The following is a 415-nucleotide window of genomic DNA, read 5'->3' as shown; positions in this document are numbered from 1 at the left end:
AAAAATGTCCATGCTGAAAGCTCCGCTTTTATTAAATGGATTCTTGGTTCCGAAGGACAAAAAGTAGTTGGCAAAAGCTGGATACCCGTTAAATAAACTGGTATAATTTCCGGCATGAACCGAAAATTTACAGATGTTTTCTTTAAACATCTGTTCAGCAGTGTGGCTCTCTTTTCCGTACTGGCATTGGGAGCCATATTGCTGTTTGTTTTTATACAGGGCGGAATGCCCTTTTTTTCATCAACAGCGAAAGGCATCCGTCTTGTAGTACAGCGTATAGATGAATTTACCGTTAACGGCGTTTCATATATAGATCATAATACTTTTATTGATATTCCAAAAAACACTGAAAATATTTCAATCCGTTTTCCAATGGAAGACTATGACGAAACGTCATTTGACGAAACGTCATTTG

Annotated in this window: 1 protein-coding gene; it reads left to right on the top strand. The window is 37.3% G+C overall.

Annotated elements, in window-relative coordinates:
• Positions 1-114: 114 nt before the first annotated feature.
• Positions 115-415 (top strand): hypothetical protein (locus ACYVRH_RS14785; protein WP_461257618.1); only part of this gene is annotated, 301 nt, incomplete at its 3' end.

The sequence above is a fragment of the Treponema sp. R80B11-R83G3 genome (assembly GCF_054786115.1).
Note: the sequence above shows the minus strand (reverse complement) of the source record. Positions and strands in the feature narration are given on the sequence as shown.